An 18532-nucleotide genomic window follows, 5' to 3' on the forward strand; every position below is an offset into this window, starting at 1 on the left:
TTTCGCCATTTCGCAGAGTCCATATACTTGAGAATCGTTGTGCATCGTATGCGACCGAAGGATTGCCAAATACGAAAAACTCCTCTTCGGGACGGCTGCACAGACGCTGTGCAGCGCGGGAAGAGGAGCAGATTCTGCCGTTATTTTAAGTCAATCTCAATCAAGGTTATGTCCCGGTTCAAACTCGAACCGCTGTGCCGCTTCGTCAAGCTGGCCGTCAAACGGGTAACGTCATCCGCTATTCCTTAAGATCAGCCTGCAGCGAAGAGTTACCTTTCATATGGTCGTTCGACAACTTGCCGTCACGAACTCAGGTCTTCCTGCCAATGAAAATCTCAATGATGCGGCACCTTCATCAGCTGTACCGGGCCAATCAACCCGGACGGGAATGACTTGCCGTCGTAGCGGTTGGCCAGGCTGTTCGTGACGGACACACGCAGGCGGTTCGTTCCGGGATGCACGGCCGTTTCGGCAAGGTCAAAAACGTAAGGCTTCCACATCCGGACCCCCGCCTTCCTGCCGTTCACTTCGAGCTGAACGAATTCATGGGCATCGCCGAGATCAAGCAGGAGTTCCGACCACGCGGACGGGTCTGCGAGCTCGAGGCTCCGCTCGTAAACAACGGTTCCCGAGAAGTGGTCCATCCCTTCCCAATGAGTCCATGACGACAGCGAAGGGAGCTCCCCGGTCCATGGACCATCCACCACCTGCCAGCCCTCCGACAGGTCCTCCACTGATATGTCCCCATCCCTCTTGCTCTTCGCCGGCTCCGTTCTGAAGCTCGCCCCCTGTTCATCCGAGGCCGGATCCACGGCAAGGATGATGCATTCCCTGCGCTCTATATGTAAGTCAACGACCTGTCCATCCTCTGTTCGAAGCGTCCCCGCCGCTTCGCATTCCCCCGTCCAGGGCCGCCAGTATTCCGCCGTACCGGTGTGGTTGATCCGCAAGGCACCTTCGTATCCTTCTTCGCCCTCATTGACGATGACATAGAAACAAATATCGTCCTTCATCACCCGGCTGATCCGAATCGCTTCCGCGGCGGGTTCGAGCTTATGCTTCCAGCCCAGCCTGCGCTCCAGCGCTTCCGGAACCTCTTCGGTACGGTTTACCGCGATCTGGCCGATGTTTGCGCTATCGTTGCCTTCAGGACTCCATTCGATGATCACACCACCCTGATCGGCAAACGCCCTTAGGAACTGCAGGCTGGACGGTGCAAGCCTTAGGGAATTCTCGATCAGGACCGCTTTATAGCAGTAACCGGCAATCGCAATCGTCCCGTCCTCTAACTCGCAGGAGGTGTTCAGCAGCGATTCCTCCAAGTAATTGAACTCGATCTGCTGCTCATACAGCGGCTTGACGATTTGCCAAGGCAGGTGCTTGGCCCCCGCCAGTACGGCGACCTCCGCTCCGTTCACGCCGCCTGTCATCATCCAGCTCATCCGCTTGATGTACCTTGCGAACCGGCCGTATTCCGGCCACCAAATGTTATGAGGTCCGACATCCGGCGGGCGCTCGTCCCTCCGCTCCCCGCGGATGGAGTAATAAAAGGCATGGGGGCTGATCAGATTGACACCCCGGACGAACAGCCAGTCCAGGTACCATTTCATATTGTCGGCGCTCAGCGACCAGCCGCCTTCGATTCCGCAGACGCCGAAGCATTCGTTCAGGTTTCTCCGTCTTCTCCGGTGACGGGCGGCATCCGATGAGCACTTGCCCATAGTACTGTGCACGCCGGTGAGCGACTTGCCGTCTTCGGGAGCAATGTACCTCCAGACGACATCCTGCCCGGGAATATGAAAATGCTCCAGCAGCCCGATGTCGTCGCTTCCCGCCGGATGACCGGTAAGGCTGATGCCGTGCGCTTCGCACCAATCGGCGATCTGCTTATAATACGTGCGGCCCAGCCGGTTCCGGACCGCCGTTTCGTAGGCTTCGCGGACCGAAGCGGCCGAGTCCCCCGTCTCGAACCACAGCGCCGTCAAGTCCTGCTCCCGAAAGCCGCCTTCGATAAGCTCATTCAGGAAGCCGTTCGTCCATGGCTTCAGCTCCCTGATATGGCCGCGGCCGAGCAAATCCGGCTCGTCGGTGAAAAAGGCGAATACGGTCGTTCCAAAATAGCGGTGCAGCCTTTGGTAGTACCTTTCATGCGTTATCGCAATAAAGCTTTTCACCGCATCCGGATTCAGCAAATCGGCCGCTAATGGAGCGTCCGGCTCGCCATCGTCCTGTCCGGGATGAACGCCGCGGATCGTTCCCTGCGACGGAGTCTCGATAAACAATAAGACCGCCCAATTTCCTTCGGCCGGCGGTGTGAACGACACGCCGTCGTTCTCACATTCGAGCACGATTGCCGTTCCAACCTGGGCCTCGCCTGCAGACGGCTTGATGACGGCTTGGGCCGACACCAGCGTCTCCCCTGGGGACAGCGCGATGGGGACCCTCACGGGGCCTGATCCCTTATCGCATGGGATCTCCTGAAGCCGCAACCCCCGGCTGGCAAACCCGGGATTCTGCTGCACGACGAGTCCGCAGGCGGAGCCGGAAGGATACATCCCTTCATCATACAGAATGACCCGCATCCCCAGATCGGCGGCTTCCGATACGGCGGTTTCAACCAAGTCCATGTATTTCTCCGACAAATAAGGGATCTCTCTGGGCATGCCCATCCGCGGGTGAATGACGAAGCCTGCCACCTCTTTGGCATAAAAATCATGGATTTGGCGGATGATTTCCTCCTCGGTCAGGGCATCGTTCCAGAACCAAAAAGGAATAGGGCTGAATTCAGCAGGCGGATCGGCAAACTGCTGTTTAAGATTTTCGATTTCCGTCATGAACTGCACCTCATTTTCACGTTGATCAGCAATCCATACCTGTAGAAATACGCATATGGAATTCTTTTTAGGAAGCGGTTTCAATTCAAACTACAACGATCTTACCGTCATGCCGTGGAAAGGACAATATTAAAATAGTGCGGAATCATATAATAATATGGACTTCAGGGCTGCGCCTCCCCAGAATATAACCCGCTGCCGGACGTGAAAATAATCAAATTTTATGATTATCCGGTGTCGTGAGTATCCCCGTGCATCCTGCTCCCCAGAAAAAATAAAGCCGCCGCACCGGGCAGCATATGCTCCAGTACGGCGGCACCTATGCCAATACCGTATTACTTGATGACCATATCCCCCGGTCCCCAGTATGCCTTCATCGAAGCGATGCTGCCTTGTTCGTCGAAGGTCATCACTTCAATGACCGGTATGGAAATGGTTTTCCCTTCAGCTGAGGTCGTAATTTGCAGCGCCATGGCTCCCGAATTGCTGTGAGAACCCCGTATGGGTCCCTCAAGCCGGATTCGGGTATTTCCATTAACCACCTTTTTGTAAAATTCAGCGATTGCGGATTTCCCTTCTACAGCCGGTGAACCGACCGGATCTTCCACGGTGGCTTCTTCCCCGAAAAGGGAAAGCACGCCTTCCACATCATCCTGATTGAAGCGGTCAATGTACTGTTTCATCACGGTTTTGATCACATCTTCCTGCGGCATGGTTTCCCTCCTATGAACAGATTTTCATGGGTCATTTGCGATACTCGCCTAAATGGTATTGTATACCTCCCGTCGTCCGTATGCCAATGGAGTGCACCTTATTCATGAAAAGCAGAGATCGGCTTCCTGTTAAGAGGCGCTCTCTTTCCACTTTGTTTTCTTTTTTCGGACTATTTAGTCAAAATATTATTGACTGTTTGGTCCGGAATTGTTATATTAGGTCCATACCTTTGGCGAATTGCTAAACAGGTCCAATCCACCGCAGAAAGCGAGGCATCTGAAATGGGCACGATTTCTTCCGTACAGGCAGAAACGATCATGCATTGGTTCACAGATCGTATTAAGAACAAAGATTATGAAGGTTTTCTCGATTTATTTGATGAGGATGTCGTATTCGAATTCCCTTACGCGCCTGAAGCGCTACCTCAACTTTTGAAGGGTAAAAGGGCTCTGAAGCAGCATCTGGATATGCTGGACACCCTGATTGAGATTCGCTCCTTTACCAAACCGGTGATCCATGTTTCGGCGGATTCCCCGGTATTTATTGCCCAGTACAAAGGAAGCGGGACCGTCTTCGCGGATGGCAAACCATATGAGCAGAAGTATATTTCAGTCGTAGAGGTAAAGGACGGCAGCATCGTCCGCTTTCAGGACTACTGGAACCCGTTAGCACTTTGATCATCACCCAAACGATAAAAAAAGGAGCTGTTCTTATGCATACCGATTCATCCAACCGCATTCTAATCACGGGAGGACAAGGAAAAACTTCCTCCCGTCTCGCCCAGCTATTGATCAACCAAGGCTATCCCGTCCGGAGCGCCGGACGAAGCCCGTCCAACATGGAGAATGCGCTGGCCGACCATGTACGCTTTGACTGGTACGACGATTCCACCCACGACGCAGCCCTGCAAGGTATTGGTGCGGTTTATCTCGTCGCCCCGACGGGCATGCACCCGGATAAAGTCATGATCCCTTTGATCCGTAAAGCACTGGGCGCCTCCGTCCGCCGCTTTGTCCTGCTGTCCAGCGCATCGGTAACGGAGCATGGGCCGGTCTTCGGCCCCGTCCATCAGTACCTGAAAGAGCACGCGCCCGAGTGGGCTGTCCTGCGGCCATCCTATTTCATGCAGAACTTTACCGAAGCAGGACATGGCCATACGATTCGCCAGCAGGGAGAAATCATCACCGCAGCCGGAGACGGCAAAATCGGCTTCGTTGATGCGGATGACATATCGGCCGTCGCCTTCCATGCGCTGACGGATAAGGAACCGCACAATACGGAGCATATCATTACGGGCCCCGAATCCCTCAGCTATGATGAAGCCGCAGCGGTAATCAGCCGGGTTACCGGCCTGGCCGTCAAGCACAGCCGCATTACGGAAGAGCAGCTGGCGCAGTCGCTTACAGCTGCCGGTGTTCCGAATGATTATGCCGAATTCCTGGCTGATTTGGATCGCCGTATTCGGATGGAAGGCGTGGAAGATCAGGTTACGGACACGGTGCTGCGAGTAACCGGGCGGAATCCGCGTTCCCTTGAAGATTTTATCCGGAGCCACCGGAGCTGGTTTGAACAAAGCTTAAAGGCTGAAGAAATGGTCTAAGACAATATCAAAGACCAATATAAGCATAAGAAAGAGGCTGCCCCATGGTCATGGTGGATGACACGGGACAGCCCTTTTTTCCAGTCTGTGTTATTCATTACCGCTTTCATTTGCCTTGAGGATAGACAGTACCATCCGCATAATACCGTACAGGTTCTGTTCGTCCATCCCCATCTCTGCCGCAACGACCAAGGATATCCGCTCATGCGCCAGAAACCGGGCCAGCTCGCGGATATGGGTTTCCGGATCGATCTCGCCCCGCTCCTTCCCGCGCTCCAGCATGCTATAGAAAGCCTGCTCCACCTGTTCGGTGTTGGAGCGGATATAGGCGGCCAGCTCCTCGTCATGAGGCGCTTGCTCAATCGCGCTGCTGATGATAAAGCACTCCCGGCGCAGCTCCGGGTCCGCCAGAGCGCTGATCATCGTCGAGAATGCCAGCTTCACTTTATCAATAACCGCACCCGGCTGGTCCATCAATTCCAGCAAATCGCGATTTTTTCGATCCATATAATATTTGACGGCCGTCACGAACAGGTCACGCTTCGTACCGTACGTGTCATACAAACTTTGGCGGGCGATGCCCAGTCCGGTTAGCAGGTCCGGCAGCGTAGTGCCTTCATAGCCCCGACTTCCGAACACCTTCATCGCTTTATGCAGAACTTCATTCGTATCAAATGCTTTGGTTCTTGCCACGTTCAGCTCCCCTTTTCTCTCTCATCATAGGGCATATTACGGGGAGCTGCAACGTTTCGGCAGCTTGGCTCAACTGAGCGTACCCGTGCGCTTACACCATCGTCCGGTTTGGATGGAGTCATCATTAAGATCGTGAGTTACAGGATGGCCTGAAGCTCGGAAGGCGCAAGCTCAACCTGCGGATCAAAGTCTTCGGATCGTATATATTCGATTAGGCTATGCAGGAACTGCTTGCCCTCCGGCGTATCAATCACCGCTTCCGTATTCAGCGGACAGACGAGGAGCTTGCCGGCGCCGACCCGGCACTCGAACAGGAGGCCCAGCTTATGGTTGCGCTCAAAATTGTCAATCGTCTGAACGATCGGCGACAAAGCTTGGGACAGTTCATCCAGAATGATCGGACGCGAGTGAGTCGCGATGCTCCACCAAGGATACGTCGAATGCGACGCGCTTGGAAAATGCCGCAGTGCCGGATGCAAGTGATCGATCAGGAGTCCCATCGTACCGACAGGCACAGGCTTGTTCATGCTCTCCGATATCGACCGGAACATCGGGTAACACCAGAAATCCGTACAGTATGTGCCGTCTACAGCCGATTCCAGCCGGGCCGGGTCCGGCGTAAGCAGCAGAGACTCTCCCTGCGCAAGACGCGCCAGGACGCCTGGGTCCAGTGCGGTTACCCATTGCTCGGCAGATACATCGACAGTCACTCCCGCCGGGTAGAGCCAGAGCGGGTAGGTTTTACGGATATCCGTCCCGGTGATGGCGAGTGACAAGGTAACCTGCGTCATTCCCGCCGGCTCCGGAATCACAAAGGAGATATCCCCGAAGTCGACGTAGTTGTCGTCTTTGGATGCTTCTGCCGCCAGCGTTCCTTCGGCCAGAATGGTTCCGCCTTCTGTAACGTTCCAGACCACCTCAGCTGCGTTTAGCGGTATGCCGCGGAAATAAGCCAGCTCGACGTGTGCGTCGAAACGCTCGCCGGCTGTAAAATGATATTTGTCAAAACGCGCCAGCAGCACGGCGTCGGAGCAGAACGTCCGCCACTCCTCCGGAGTCACCAAGCCCTTGCTGTCCATAAAAGCATCCAGCACACCCACAAGCGCCGTCCCTTGGCCGCTGAAATCCTGGAGATCCAACAGCTGGAACCCTGCCAGCCGTCGGGACCGGAAAGCAGCTTCCAGCTCCTCCTTATAGCAGTCTACCGCCAGCTGCCCGGAGTTCCAAAAGTAAGCTTCCGCCAAATGGCCAAGCCCCTTATCCTCGAGCCGTTTCCGGAACGTTTCAAAATTGCGGGCTTTGAGGGGACCCGTGTATTTCTCGATCTCGGCAAAATTCGGGAAGGTGGCATACTGGCCGATCTCGTGCGAAACAACCGGAATGCGGGGGATTAATTGTTCATCTACGGCCGACGCCTGCACGGTCTTCGTACCGGTGCCGTACTGGATCTGGATGCTGTTCCCCGATCCCTCCTCCGGTCCTTTACTGAAGACGGACGGCTGGATCTGCTCGTCATAATCTTTGCGGGTGCTTGGCATGTCCGTTTGCACGTGGCCCTGCGGCGCGTCACACATGGCGTAGGAACCACGGAAGAGACGATCCCGCGAAAAGCGGACGCCGCAAAAGAAATCCTCCTCCGGCAGAATGTCCGGCACGAACTGGAAGTTGTTCGAGCCTTGCGTATACAATGGGCGGTCATCGAACGCTTTGTAAGCGGCAAGGATCTCACTGAGGCGCGACTTGCTCCCCCACAGCTCGTTTCCGAGCGACATCATGACAAAAGACGGATGATTGCCAAAGCTCTCCAGCATGGAGAACCCTTCCTGGATCAGGTATTCCTGTTCGGCTGCGTTATGGTTCGGATCGGATTCGTCGGTGACGGTTCCCCAGAACGGCAGCTCCGGCTCCATATAGATCCCCAGCAGATCGGCCGCGGTAAAAGCGGCTTCCGGCGGACAGCAGGTATGGAAGCGATAATGGTTGATGCCATACGATTTGGCAATGGTAAGCACCCGCAGCCATTCGTCAACGGTCGTCGGCGCATAGCCTGTCAACGGGAAAATGAGGCCGTCATGCTTCCCGCGCAGAAAAGTCCGGACCCCGTTAATGGTAAACTTATCGCCGTCAGCCTGGAATGCCCGCAGTCCGAATACGATTTCGGTCACGTCCAGCAGCGTTCCTTCCTCATCCTCCAGACGAAGGTTCAGCTTGTACAGGTAGGGATAGAACTCGCTCCACAGTCTGGCGTCTTCACCGAGCGGGTAGGTAATAACGACCTCGCGATCATCGGAAAGGCTGAACGTTTGCGCCTCCGGCCGGTGCTCGGAATCGCCGTTGAATCCGGATGCTGACACGACCAGCTTGTCTGCGGAGATGCCTACGCGGCGCGCCTTGACGGTGACCGAGCGGCTTGCTGCATCCGGATAGACCTGGACATTTTGCAGGTAACGCTGGCCCGTAAATTGCAGCTCGATCCGTCCGGTGATGCCGTTCCAGTTCGTCTGCGTATCCGGGGATGTGAGATGGCCGCCTTTGGTGGGGTAGTTCGTGTTGTCGACACGAATAAGGATCGTATGCGTCCCTGCCGCCAGTCCTCCGGAGAGCTCGTACACATGGGGGGTGCTCAGACTGTTACGGCTGCCCAATTCCTCACCGTCGATCCAAACGGTTGTCACACGCGTACGCTCCAGGTAAAGGAAGCAGGGTAACCCCGCGAGTGATGCGTCCACTTCAAACGTCCGTGAAAACCAGGCATAGCCTTCAAAACGATACTCATCCGTCAGCGAGCCGATCTCTGCGGCTTCGTTCCGCTCCCCTTTTCGCGCATGGGATGTCGTGCCCGGGAGCCCCATCGTATCGGTGAACGGTGTTTGCAATCCGGACTTCTCCCCATCCAGTTGGAGTGCCCAAATTCCGGCTAGATTTAATGTAGTAAGCAAATGATAACCTCCTTGAGATCGTTACGCTGCATGCAGCGTTATATGTAAGACAGACTCTCATTTTCCGGCTCTTGCCGAGCTACGAAAACGTATTCTGAAAAATTGAATAAAGTATACCCCTATATCTTGACGAAGGTCAATCGGCTTCTCAGATACAGTACAAAAAAGCCTGAACACCAAATGGAGTCAGGCTTCGGCATAGCGGGTCATGTGTTCCGCACTTTGGCTGCTTTGAACGTTTCAATCAGGCTGGTAAAGCTGTTCCCGGCATATCCTTGGTCCATTCCCTGCCTGAAAATCTGGAGAACGGCAGCCGGTAAAGCAGTATCAATCCCCGCATCTTCGGCTGTATGCACGACATGCTGGACGCTCGCCACGCCCATGGCCAGTCTGTCCACATCGCCGGGATGCAGCCTTTCGTCAAGGCGAGGCGTGTAGAACGCGATGAAGCCCGGCAGCGACGACAGGGTCGCTGAAGCATACGGCAGAAGCTGTTCCGCCGAAATGCCGTTTGCGTCAGCCAGCGCTAGCGCATGCAGGTAGCTGAGCATGGATGTCCAAAACATGTCCATTTGGATCTGATAATACACCATGGAAAGTCCGGGATCTTCTCCCCTGTAATCGGTGCCGGTCAGCACCTCCAGCGTCTCCTGATAAGCCTCAAACGCCTCCCTTGGCCCGCTGTAATACGTGTAAGATCCGGATTGGCCGATCCCTGAAGGAGGAACCTGCACGCCGCCTGTAACGAGACGGGCGCCGCGGTCCGCTAGCCACTCCGCCGCCTTACGGGCGTTCGCCGGTGTGTCCGAGCTCAGGTTGACGATCGTTTTGCCTGCCAAGCGCTCTATGGCCGGTTCGAAAATAGCGTACATGACGTCGTAATCGGTGAGGCTGAGTATCGTGAGCTCATTCGCATCCAATGCGCCGTCCACCGTCTCGGCCCGGACGGCACCTTGCCGGACAAGCTCTTCCACCTTGCCGGGGGTCCGGTTCCACAAGGTCACGGCATAGCCGCGGTCAAGCAGTACGCGCGCCATCGCCTGTCCCATCGGGCCGAGTCCGATGAGGGTGACTGATTTGGAGTTGCCTGCCGCATACGAATCGCCAGCATGACGGTTATCTTTTGGAAAGCCTGTATTCATAGGTAAAACTCCCTTCATCACGAGATTAAGCCCATCATAAAGGTTTACACTAGTGTCAATGTCAACATAAAAAAACCGGAGCATCTTCTGCCGCTCCAGTCTGTCATAGCTATACAATATTCTTTTTCCCGTTGGTGAAGGCGATTTGCCTTTCCAGTAATGTTTTCAGCCCGTGCAAGGCTTCGATCTGCTCATTTACCTGCTTCAGCTTTCCCTCATACGTGGCCAGCATCTCCTCGCAATATTCATAACCGTCAGGATCGGCCACTTCCGTTCTGAATAACGCTTTGATCTCTTCAACCGTCAACCCCAGCTTCAAGTACAGCTGGATCGCCTTGACCCGCCCGACAGCCGATTCAGGGAAATCCCGGTAATCGTTATCCAGTCTGTCGGCGATTAGAAGACCTTGATTTTCGTAATGACGGATCGAGCGGGCACTGACATGGGTTAATTGCGACAATTCGCTGATTTTCACTCCGGGTCGCCCCTTTCCTAGTCATCTTATCTTCATTATACAGTCAGGGTGGCTACAGCCACAATCCATTGTCCCCGCCCGCTTACTCTCTGTTCCGGCCGCTTTACCTCTTGGCGTTATTTATCTGTGCAGGAATACTTTGGATAACCTTGGTTCACAATAAGATGCGACTTTACGCTCAGAACGGAGGCTTCTTATGGATAACGTTATGCTGGCACGGTCACTGTTCGGATCGTCCATGGCGTTTCATATCATCTTTGCGACACTCGGGGTAGGCATCCCCTTCATGATCGTCATCGCGGAAATTTTGTACCAGGTGAAAAAGGACAAGGACTACGCCACGCTCGCCAAACGCTGGACCAAAGGCCTCGCCATTCTCCTTGGCGTCGCCATTCCGTCGGGAACCCTGGTCGGCGTGATGCTGTCCCTCTTGTGGCCCGGCTTTATGGAAATCGTCGGCCAAGTGATCGCGCTTCCCTTCCAGATTGAGATCTGGGCCTTTTTCCTTGAGGCGCTGTTCATGTCCATCTATGTCTACGCGGCGGATCGGCTTCCGCCAACCCTGCGGATTCTGAGCGTCATCTTCGTTGCGATTGGATCCAGCATGTCCGCCGTGCTCATTACCGACGCCCACGCATGGATGAATACGCCCAGCGGCTTCCGGATGGAAAACGGCCGGGTGTTTGACGTCCATCCATGGGCGGCCGTTTTTAACCCGAGCCTGCCGACGACAGCCATGCATGTCCTGCTCTCGGCCTATATGACCGGTGCGTTTGCGGTCGCTTCGGTCGCCGCCTATAAGCTGCTAAAGCGCGGATCGTCGGAACGCGAGCGGTCCTATCACCAGAAGAGCCTGTTCCTTGGACTGCTCATCGGCGGGATCATTTCGCTCATGACGACGCTTAGCGGCCACGAAACCGCACAAATGCTGCATGAGCACCAGCCCGAAAAACTGGCGGCCGCCGAGGGACTCTTTGAGACTCAGGCCTATGCTCCGCTTGCGATCGGCGGTGTCACCGATAAAGAAACCCGCAGTATTAAAGGCGCCATCGAAATTCCGTGGGCGCTCAGCTTTCTGGCGGGCAACCGGTTCGACACGGTGGTGAAGGGGCTGAATGATTTTCCGGAGGATCAGTGGCCTCCGCTGATCATTCATACGCTGTTCAACGTCATGGTCGGGATCGGCACGCTGCTGATCCTCGCATCGGCCTTTACGATCGGTCTGCGGCTGCTGACCAAGCGCGCCTATCCGAGGTGGCTGCTGTCCGCCCTGCTGCTGGCCGGCCCGCTGTCCATGATCGGCATTGAAACGGGCTGGGTGTTCAGCTGTACGGGGCGTCAGCCGTGGACGATCTACCATATGCAGACGACGGTATCGGCCGCGACGAAGGCGCAGCATCTCGGTTCGCTGTTTGTCCTTTTCCTTGGCCTGTATGTTTTTCTGCTCATCGTCACGGCCGTGGTGATGTACTACTATTTCAAACGGCATCCGGTTACCTTCGACGGGGTAGAGGGCGTCAACGGAGAGGGGAGAAGCCTATGAGCGATACGCAGCTTGCGATCACCATTCTCTGGTGCTTTATTTTCATCTATTCCATCGCCGGTTCCATCGACTTCGGCGCCGGCTTCTGGTCCATGGTGTTCAGCAGACGGAATCCGCATGCGGCCGACATCGCAAATCGCTTCCTGTCCCCTTCCTGGGAAGTCACCAACGTCTTCCTCGTCCTGCTCGTAGTCGCACTGGTCGGCTTTTTTCCCCGGGCCGCTTATGTCCTGGGCACGCTCCTGCTCGTGCCGGTGAGCCTGGTGCTCGTCCTGCTGCTGTTTCGGAGCGCGTTCATCGTCTATTCGTACTCTGTCCAGAAGCATGAACTGGCGCTTCGGATCGTGTCCGGCGTCACCGGACTGCTGATCCCCGGTCTGCTCGTCAGCGTGCTGCCGATTTCGCTCGGCGGATTTATTCACATGAGCCAGGGGTTTCCCCAGCTCGAGTTCGGGAAGCTGCTGACCAGCGCCACGCTGTACGCCCACGTCGGCTTCGGCATTCTGACCGAGCTGTTCCTGTCCGCCTTGTTCCTGTCCGACTACGGCCGGGAAGCCGGCGACGAACAGGTCTCGCAGCACTACCGCTCCATCGCGGTCGTTCTGGGGCCGCTGGCGCTGGCGATGGCCGTCCTGGCAACGTTTACGATGGTTCCGGAAGCGTTATGGATCGTAGCCCGAATGCAAGAGCAGTCGATGTGGTTCTTGCTGTCGGTCGTCGCTTTTGCCATCGGGTACGGTGCACTGTGGATCCGCCGGAAAAACGGCAGAAAAGGCTGGCTGCGTCTGTCCGTCGTCGCCGTGATTCTGCAGTTTGCCCTGGCGAGCTATGCCTACGGGAGAGCGCACATGCCCTACATCGTCCACCCCGACCTGACCGTGGAGGCCGGTTTTACGAACCACTCGATGTTCGTGTCGCTGCTCTGGGGCTACGGCTTCGGCACCGTCATTCTGCTGCCGGTATTTATTTTGTTCTGGTGGTTATTCCTGAAGGACAAGCGGTATTTGCGGACAAAATAATACGGCCTGCAGAAGCTGACCGGCGCTTATGCCGGTCGGCTTCTTTTGCCTGGTATACTGCCGTAACATTGCGGCGTTTGAGCATAGGGAAATTGATGACAACTGTCATATCAAAGTCATGACAACCGTGAATACCGGGAGTTTCGGTCCGTTTGATATGATGAATCCAGTGAAGATCATATCCATTCGGAGGAGTTAACATTATGAAAAAACCATCTGGCACCATCCATAGTTCTGCCATACGCGGAACGGCAAGCGGCGTTTTTTTTATGGCCTTATTCGGTACGCTGTGGGCGTATACCGGCATCATGGGATTGCAGGAGTTAGCTGCTCCTTTGTGGTTAGCCGCAGCTGTCGCCATTGGGGTTGTGTTGTTCATCGGAGGTGCCTCGCTGATCCGCGGGTCACGGAAGATCAACGATCAAAGCGCAGTAGCTGATGCAAGGCCCGGCAAACGGATCGCCATCCGTTTCAATCTCGTCTTTGCGGCAGAGGGTGCCGCAATCGCCATTGCGGTTGCTGTCTGCAATGCCGCCGGCCGCACGGCGTTGATCCCCATCGTCACCGCTCTGATTGTCGGAATTCACTTTTTTCCGCTGGCCTCTCTGTTCCGGGTCAAGTTTTATCATCTAACCGGGGCGTTACTGTGTCTGCTCGCGATTGCAACACTGTTGTTCCTGCCTGTGGAGGCCAGCTTTGGCGCGGCTCACATCAATGCTTATATGTCCGTAGTCGGCCTTGGGTCCGCCCTGATCCTGTGGGGTACCGGCACTGTCATATGGTTCATGGGAAAAAGATTGCTGACGATAAGCAAACTGTAACATCTGTCTTTCATTCCGCCACTCGCCGCATTAGAAAACGTCGATCGACGAATCTTCAAGGAAACCAGGCTGCACTTAGCGGAAGCTTTCCTTGCGATATCGGAAAGCCAAGTCTCTGATGCACAGACTTATCCTTAATCCAGGAACCGGCCAAATGCCGGTTCTTTTCTGTTACCGTCCTGCTTGAAACGTCGATAGTAAATATCGGGCGCAATATGGGCATACATAGAATGTAATCCAAAATAGAAACCGCTGCGAGGTTAATCATATGCCGGAAATACATTTAGGACCTGTAACCCTCAAACTAATCGTCGGATTTTTTTTATTGTTCGTGATCGTGAGATTTGCCGGAAGAAAAATCATCAAACAAATTACGCCCTTCACCTTCATCGCCTCCATCGTGTTTGGAGAGCTGCTCGGAAACGCCTTGTATGAACCGAAAGTCGGGTTGTCTTATATCGTCTATTCCATCTGCCTGTGGGGAGTGCTGCTTGTCATTATCGAATACCTGGGGCAAAAATCGCTGTTTTTCCGGGGGATATTTGAGGGCAAGCCTTCTGCATTGATCAAAAACGGCGTTTTGGATCTTCAGGCGCTGAAGAAAAACCGGATGAACATAAACCAGCTGCAAAGCTTGCTCCGCCAGAGCGAGACCTTCTCGATTCGGGAGGTCGCCTTCTGCTATTTGGAGGCCGACGGCTCCCTCAGCATTTTAAAAAAATCCAAGTATCAGAAAACGACCGGGGAGGACTTGAATCTGCCGGACAAACCGGTGTACGTTCCCGTAACGATCATCCGCGACGGAAAAGTATTGTGGGACGAAATCAAGGATCTCGGATTTGACGAATCCTGGTTGAGAGCACAGCTGGAACCGTATCACATAACCGATTATAAAAACGTTCTGATCGCCGAATGGCAGGAAGGGGACGGGATTTACGTCCAGACTTATGACAAAGACGCTAGCGGCAGCAGTTAGGACTTGGGGTTCCATTATTCGATTTGCCAACCTTCGGATCATGTAGAGGATAGCAGAACGAGGAACTGCATAAAAAGAGCCAGTCGCTGGATATCCTCCAACCACTGGCTCTGCATATCTGCCAAAGCTCTTGTCCACTGACAGCTAAGTTCGTTAAACTAGCTTCGACTTTACGGATAACAACATTCGCTTCGGTCGTCTTACTTCAATAGACCGTATAGGTTTGTCCGGTCTGGGCACCTTCCACACTTTTCCGGAACGCTAAGGCAGCTCTTCTAGCAGGTATAGGCTCAAATCCCGGGAAATAAGGTCCATAGGTATCCATGGACTCCTCCAGTACGTTCGGGCTGACATTGTTGATTCGGATTCCTCTTGGCATTTCAATGGCTGCCGACTGTACGAAGGCTTTGATGGCACCGCCCGCCATCGCTGACGAGATTCCGCCCACAATGGGACTGTCCATAATAATACCGGTGGTCAGGGTGAAGCTTCCTTGATCATTTACATGATCCAACCCCAGCAGCACCAGGTTGATTTGTCCTTTCAGCTTCCCCAAGACCGCGATTTCATTACGTTCCGGTGTTAATTCCTGCAGCGGACCGAAGTAAGCTTGTCCGGCGGTGCAGATTACCGCATCCACCTTGCCAACGGCATCATACATGGCGATGATGCTTTCAGGTACCGACATATCGACGGTGACGTCAGCCCCTTTGCGTCCGGCCGTAATGATCTCATGGCTCTGCTCCAATTCACGGCGAACCGCCGTTCCAAGCGTACCCGTTGCGCCGACGATCAATATTTTCATTTTCGAACCCTCCTGTGCCAGCTATTATTCGGCAAGCTCATATCATTGAACAAACACAAGAAATTTTAACACAATAGGAGAATTCCCATCAATTTGGGCTGCACTGATTTGGTTTGGCGTTCCATTAAAAAATCATCTCACCAATGCCTGTACGAATCGGAACGTAATTCCTTCGGCCTCATAATGGCACCGCCTACGACGGCGGCCTATGCGCCAAGATCGAGACAGCAGCTGAACATGTCCGGCGTGATGACGTAGCTTTCGTTACCCAATCACATTCACAGGCGAGCCTTTCAGGTACGCATCGATCGCCTCGACGATGCCGCGGAAGTAGGCGCGGTAGGTCGCTTCGGTAACGTAACCGATATGCGGCGTGGCCAGCACGTTCGGCATCGTCCGGAGCGGGTCGTCTATGGGCAGCGGTTCCTGCTCGAATACGTCCAGGCCGGCACCCGCGATCTTACCGGTGCGCAAGGCTTCGATCAGCGCCTCGCGGTCAACGATCGGTGCCCGCGAGGTGTTGATGAGGTAGGCGGACGGACGCATGAGTCCAAGCTCCCGCGCGCCGATCAACCCTCTCGTACGGTCACTGAGCACGACATGGATGGAGACGAAGTCGCTGCTCTCCAGCAGCTCGTCCATTGACGATGCAAGCTTCACCCCCGCGGCGGCGGCTTTGTCGGCGGTTAAGTTCTGGCTCCAGGCCATAACCTCCATGCCGAACGCCTGCCCGATGCGCGCGACGTTGCTTCCGATATGGCCGAGGCCGAGCAGCCCTAACCGCTTGCCGATCAGGTCTACACCGATCGTGCTCTGCCAGGCTCCGCCGCTGCGCAGCGCTTCGTTCTCCTGTACCAGCCTTCTTGCGAGCCCGAGAATGAGCGCCCAGGTCAGCTCCGTCGTCCCCTCACCGCCTCCTTGCGTTCCGCATACGACGACGCCTCGTTCCGCAGCCGCGGCCAGATCGACCGAGGCGTTGCGCATGCCTGTCGTGACCAGCAGCTTCAGGCGCGGCAGACGCCGGAACAGCGATTCCCGGAACGGCGTCCGCTCCCTCATAATGACGACGATCTCACAATCTTCGATCGCAGCAGCCAGCTCCTCCTCGTCATCGAAATGATGATCGAATACGCAGAGCTCGACGCGCTCCGCGACGGCCGACCAGTCCGTCATCGATAAGGCAACCCGTTGATAATCGTCCAGAATTGCGCATTTCATATCCGTTATTTCCCCTTCCCGATTTTGGTTAGTCCAAGCTCTGCTTACTCCACCCGGACAGCCTGAATATAGACGGATTCTCCGGAAAAGCTGGAAAGCCTGCCGTTTTCATCAGAAAATATCGAGAAAAACCGGCGTACATCTTCTGCAGACTGAAGCATCTTGTTCTCCAAAGCCTCTCTCTCCGCTTGCGAAAGCCCTGCCCGCTCGCACCAATCCTGAAACCGGAACGGTTTCGGGAAGCAGACGGCCATCTCGATGCGGAAGCCGGTGCTTTCGAGCAAATGAATCCACTCCGATTTCTTCCATGCCCGCACATGGCTCGGGTCCCGTAACTTTTCGATATCATTATAAAATTGATCCAAAGGGTCCTGCTCGGGAGCTACGTTGTCTATGAAGAGCAGCTTCCCTCCAGGTTTGGCAACCCGGAGAGCCTCAGCGGCAAAAGCTGGAACATCTGTGAAATGATGCGCGGCGATTCGGCAGGTCACCAGATCGAAGGACTTATCTTCAAAAGGCAGCTGCTCCGCGTCTCCCGTTATGTAGCTTACGTTCGTGTGTCCATTGCCGCCGATAAAGCGTTCTGCTGCCGCCAGCATTTCACGGGTCAAATCGCAGGCCGTTACATGCCGAACCAGCGGAGCAAGCGCATTGGCCACATGTCCTCCCCCTGTTGCGATATCAAGCACATTCATATTCGCGTTGGCTTTGGCGCATGACACGAGCCAGGCCAGATCCTCGCCTTTGGCATGGATTGCGCTCGTCACATACTTATCCGCATTCCGGGAAAACTGCTGCTTTACCTGGTTTTTCATCGACTCATCCATCATAGACTCTCCCCCTTAAATCGTGATCAGCATCCAAATCAATTTGTATACAATAGCCACTAATATGTTTCACAGAATGAAACTAGATATCACTTGTTGATACAAGATTAAATTTAACACAGTACTTCCGCATTGTAAATGAATCAAGAGTCGCGTTTGAGCAGCGGTCACAAATGCCAGCCTTACTTCGTTATATGTGTAAACCCACGAAAGAAGGTTGATCCATATGATCGCAACGGAGAGTAAAAAAGAAGAAACTTTAAAGGCTTTTCAATTCAGACATGCTTGCCATGTATTTGATAGCAGCCAGAAAATCCCGGATGAAGACTTTCGCTTTATTTTGGAGGCAGGAAGATTGTCTCCGAGTTCGGTTGGCCTTGAGCCTTGGAAATTTGTCGTGATTCAGGATGCGGCGCTCCGCGAAAAGTTAAAACCTGTCACGGGCGGTGCCCTGGGACAACTGCCAACGGCGAGCCATTTTGTTGTGATTTTGGCCAGACAAGGCTTAAGGCATGATTCGGCTCATGTCATTAAAATGCTGAAAGACATCCAGCATATGCCTGAAGAAGTAGTGCAGCGGGTTTCCGGGTTCTATAAAACCTTCATCGAAACGGAGCTCGAAAATAATGACCGTCTCCTGTTTGAATGGGCATGCAGACAAACGTATATCGCACTGGCCAACATGATGACAGCCGCGGCTCAAATCGGCATTGATTCCAGTCCCATCGAAGGATTTGATAAAAAGCAGGTGACCTCTATTTTACAAAACGAGGGTATCATCGGCGCCGGCGATTTCGGCGTATCCTGTATGGTTGCTTTCGGATACCGGCAAGAGGACCCCAAACGTCCAAAAGCAAGGCAGCGACTCGATGAAATCGTCGAGTGGCGGTAAAGGTTGTGTAAAAGCCCTGATTCCTTTAATGTGA

16 protein-coding genes are annotated in these 18532 nt (G+C 54.4%); 7 read left to right on the plus strand and 9 right to left on the minus strand.

Annotation, left to right across the window (positions count from 1 at the left end):
- Nucleotides 1-335: 335 nt before the first annotated feature.
- Together C7820_RS14675 and C7820_RS14680 are read right to left on the minus strand one after the other, a co-directional pair.
- Nucleotides 336-2834 carry a glycosylhydrolase-like jelly roll fold domain-containing protein gene (locus tag C7820_RS14675; protein WP_116231495.1) on the minus strand — a complete coding sequence of 833 codons (2499 nt, stop codon included), beginning with the start codon at nucleotides 2832-2834 and terminating at the stop codon, nucleotides 336-338.
- Nucleotides 2835-3169: 335 nt separating this feature from the next.
- The gene (locus C7820_RS14680) at nucleotides 3170-3547 is read right to left on the minus strand and encodes a nuclear transport factor 2 family protein (RefSeq protein ID WP_089546311.1); all 378 of its coding nucleotides are present in this window, start codon (nucleotides 3545-3547) and stop codon (nucleotides 3170-3172) included.
- Between the two features lie 282 nt (nucleotides 3548-3829).
- On the opposite strand from C7820_RS14680, the gene C7820_RS14685 reads away from it, so the two are divergent.
- Both C7820_RS14685 and C7820_RS14690 read left to right on the plus strand, forming a co-directional pair.
- Complete coding sequence (locus C7820_RS14685) at nucleotides 3830-4225, plus strand: nuclear transport factor 2 family protein (protein WP_116231496.1); 396 nt, start codon at nucleotides 3830-3832, stop codon at nucleotides 4223-4225.
- Between the two features lie 35 nt (nucleotides 4226-4260).
- A complete protein-coding gene (locus C7820_RS14690) occupies nucleotides 4261-5148 on the plus strand; it encodes an ergot alkaloid biosynthesis protein (RefSeq protein WP_116231497.1) in 888 nt (295 codons plus the stop codon).
- 90 nt (nucleotides 5149-5238) lie between these two features.
- Here C7820_RS14690 and C7820_RS14695 read toward each other — a convergent pair whose 3' ends face one another.
- The 4 genes from C7820_RS14695 to C7820_RS14710 all read right to left on the minus strand — a co-directional run bounded on the left by C7820_RS14695 (nucleotide 5239) and on the right by C7820_RS14710 (nucleotide 10397).
- Nucleotides 5239-5841: a TetR/AcrR family transcriptional regulator gene (locus C7820_RS14695; RefSeq protein WP_116231498.1), complete on the minus strand. Its 603-nt coding sequence runs from the start codon at nucleotides 5839-5841 to the stop codon at nucleotides 5239-5241.
- 137 nt (nucleotides 5842-5978) lie between these two features.
- Nucleotides 5979-8780, minus strand: coding sequence for a glycoside hydrolase family 2 TIM barrel-domain containing protein (locus tag C7820_RS14700; RefSeq protein ID WP_116231499.1), 2802 nt, complete (start codon nucleotides 8778-8780; stop codon nucleotides 5979-5981).
- Between the two features lie 206 nt (nucleotides 8781-8986).
- Nucleotides 8987-9922, minus strand: a complete 936-nt coding sequence (locus tag C7820_RS14705) for an NAD(P)-dependent oxidoreductase (RefSeq protein ID WP_116231500.1) — start codon at nucleotides 9920-9922, stop codon at nucleotides 8987-8989.
- A 109-nt stretch (nucleotides 9923-10031) separates the two neighbouring features.
- A complete protein-coding gene (locus C7820_RS14710) occupies nucleotides 10032-10397 on the minus strand; it encodes a MerR family transcriptional regulator (RefSeq protein WP_116231501.1) in 366 nt (121 codons plus the stop codon).
- A gap of 196 nt (nucleotides 10398-10593) precedes the next feature.
- Here C7820_RS14710 and C7820_RS14715 point away from each other — a divergent pair, with 196 nt between their 5' ends.
- The 4 genes from C7820_RS14715 (at nucleotide 10594) to C7820_RS14730 (ending at nucleotide 14756) form a co-directional block, all read left to right on the plus strand.
- The gene (locus C7820_RS14715) at nucleotides 10594-11940 is read left to right on the plus strand and encodes a cytochrome ubiquinol oxidase subunit I (RefSeq protein ID WP_116231502.1); all 1347 of its coding nucleotides are present in this window, start codon (nucleotides 10594-10596) and stop codon (nucleotides 11938-11940) included.
- Complete coding sequence (locus C7820_RS14720) at nucleotides 11937-12959, plus strand: cytochrome d ubiquinol oxidase subunit II (RefSeq protein WP_089546304.1); 1023 nt, start codon at nucleotides 11937-11939, stop codon at nucleotides 12957-12959. The genes C7820_RS14715 and C7820_RS14720 overlap by 4 nt, the downstream gene beginning before the upstream one ends.
- A gap of 203 nt (nucleotides 12960-13162) precedes the next feature.
- Nucleotides 13163-13780, plus strand: a complete 618-nt coding sequence (locus C7820_RS14725; RefSeq protein WP_116231503.1) for a hypothetical protein — start codon at nucleotides 13163-13165, stop codon at nucleotides 13778-13780.
- Nucleotides 13781-14048: 268 nt separating this feature from the next.
- Nucleotides 14049-14756, plus strand: a complete 708-nt coding sequence (locus tag C7820_RS14730; RefSeq protein ID WP_116231504.1) for a DUF421 domain-containing protein — start codon at nucleotides 14049-14051, stop codon at nucleotides 14754-14756.
- A gap of 205 nt (nucleotides 14757-14961) precedes the next feature.
- Here C7820_RS14730 and C7820_RS14735 read toward each other — a convergent pair whose 3' ends face one another.
- The 3 genes from C7820_RS14735 to C7820_RS14745 all read right to left on the minus strand — a co-directional run bounded on the left by C7820_RS14735 (nucleotide 14962) and on the right by C7820_RS14745 (nucleotide 17606).
- Nucleotides 14962-15561, minus strand: a complete 600-nt coding sequence (locus C7820_RS14735; RefSeq protein WP_116231505.1) for a short chain dehydrogenase — start codon at nucleotides 15559-15561, stop codon at nucleotides 14962-14964.
- A 264-nt stretch (nucleotides 15562-15825) separates the two neighbouring features.
- Nucleotides 15826-16779, minus strand: coding sequence for a D-2-hydroxyacid dehydrogenase family protein (locus C7820_RS14740; protein ID WP_116231506.1), 954 nt, complete (start codon nucleotides 16777-16779; stop codon nucleotides 15826-15828).
- A 44-nt stretch (nucleotides 16780-16823) separates the two neighbouring features.
- Nucleotides 16824-17606 carry a class I SAM-dependent methyltransferase gene (locus C7820_RS14745; RefSeq protein ID WP_116231797.1) on the minus strand — a complete coding sequence of 261 codons (783 nt, stop codon included), beginning with the start codon at nucleotides 17604-17606 and terminating at the stop codon, nucleotides 16824-16826.
- A 226-nt stretch (nucleotides 17607-17832) separates the two neighbouring features.
- Here C7820_RS14745 and C7820_RS14750 point away from each other — a divergent pair, with 226 nt between their 5' ends.
- The gene (locus C7820_RS14750; RefSeq protein WP_116231507.1) at nucleotides 17833-18498 is read left to right on the plus strand and encodes an NAD(P)H-dependent oxidoreductase; all 666 of its coding nucleotides are present in this window, start codon (nucleotides 17833-17835) and stop codon (nucleotides 18496-18498) included.
- The last annotated feature ends 34 nt before the right edge of the window (nucleotides 18499-18532 follow it).

It is taken from the genome of Paenibacillus sp. VMFN-D1 (assembly GCF_003386155.1).
Lineage (GTDB): Bacteria > Bacillota > Bacilli > Paenibacillales > Paenibacillaceae > Paenibacillus_AQ > Paenibacillus_AQ favisporus.

Excerpts from the sequence above, each read along its gene's own strand:
- C7820_RS14750 (WP_116231507.1), top strand. The coding sequence starts at position 17,833 with ATGATCGCAACGGAGAGTAAAAAAGAAGAAACTTTAAAGGCTTTTCAA.
- C7820_RS14740 (WP_116231506.1), bottom strand. The coding sequence starts at position 16,779 with ATGAAATGCGCAATTCTGGACGATTATCAACGGGTTGCCTTATCGATG.
- C7820_RS14745 (WP_116231797.1), bottom strand. The coding sequence starts at position 17,606 with ATGGATGAGTCGATGAAAAACCAGGTAAAGCAGCAGTTTTCCCGGAAT.
- C7820_RS14690 (WP_116231497.1), top strand. The coding sequence starts at position 4,261 with ATGCATACCGATTCATCCAACCGCATTCTAATCACGGGAGGACAAGGA.
- C7820_RS14685 (WP_116231496.1), top strand. The coding sequence starts at position 3,830 with ATGGGCACGATTTCTTCCGTACAGGCAGAAACGATCATGCATTGGTTC.
- C7820_RS14680 (WP_089546311.1), bottom strand. The coding sequence starts at position 3,547 with ATGCCGCAGGAAGATGTGATCAAAACCGTGATGAAACAGTACATTGAC.
- C7820_RS14720 (WP_089546304.1), top strand. The coding sequence starts at position 11,937 with ATGAGCGATACGCAGCTTGCGATCACCATTCTCTGGTGCTTTATTTTC.
- C7820_RS14735 (WP_116231505.1), bottom strand. The coding sequence starts at position 15,561 with ATGAAAATATTGATCGTCGGCGCAACGGGTACGCTTGGAACGGCGGTT.
- C7820_RS14730 (WP_116231504.1), top strand. The coding sequence starts at position 14,049 with ATGCCGGAAATACATTTAGGACCTGTAACCCTCAAACTAATCGTCGGA.
- C7820_RS14725 (WP_116231503.1), top strand. The coding sequence starts at position 13,163 with ATGAAAAAACCATCTGGCACCATCCATAGTTCTGCCATACGCGGAACG.
- C7820_RS14715 (WP_116231502.1), top strand. The coding sequence starts at position 10,594 with ATGGATAACGTTATGCTGGCACGGTCACTGTTCGGATCGTCCATGGCG.
- C7820_RS14675 (WP_116231495.1), bottom strand. The coding sequence starts at position 2,834 with ATGACGGAAATCGAAAATCTTAAACAGCAGTTTGCCGATCCGCCTGCT.
- C7820_RS14705 (WP_116231500.1), bottom strand. The coding sequence starts at position 9,922 with ATGAATACAGGCTTTCCAAAAGATAACCGTCATGCTGGCGATTCGTAT.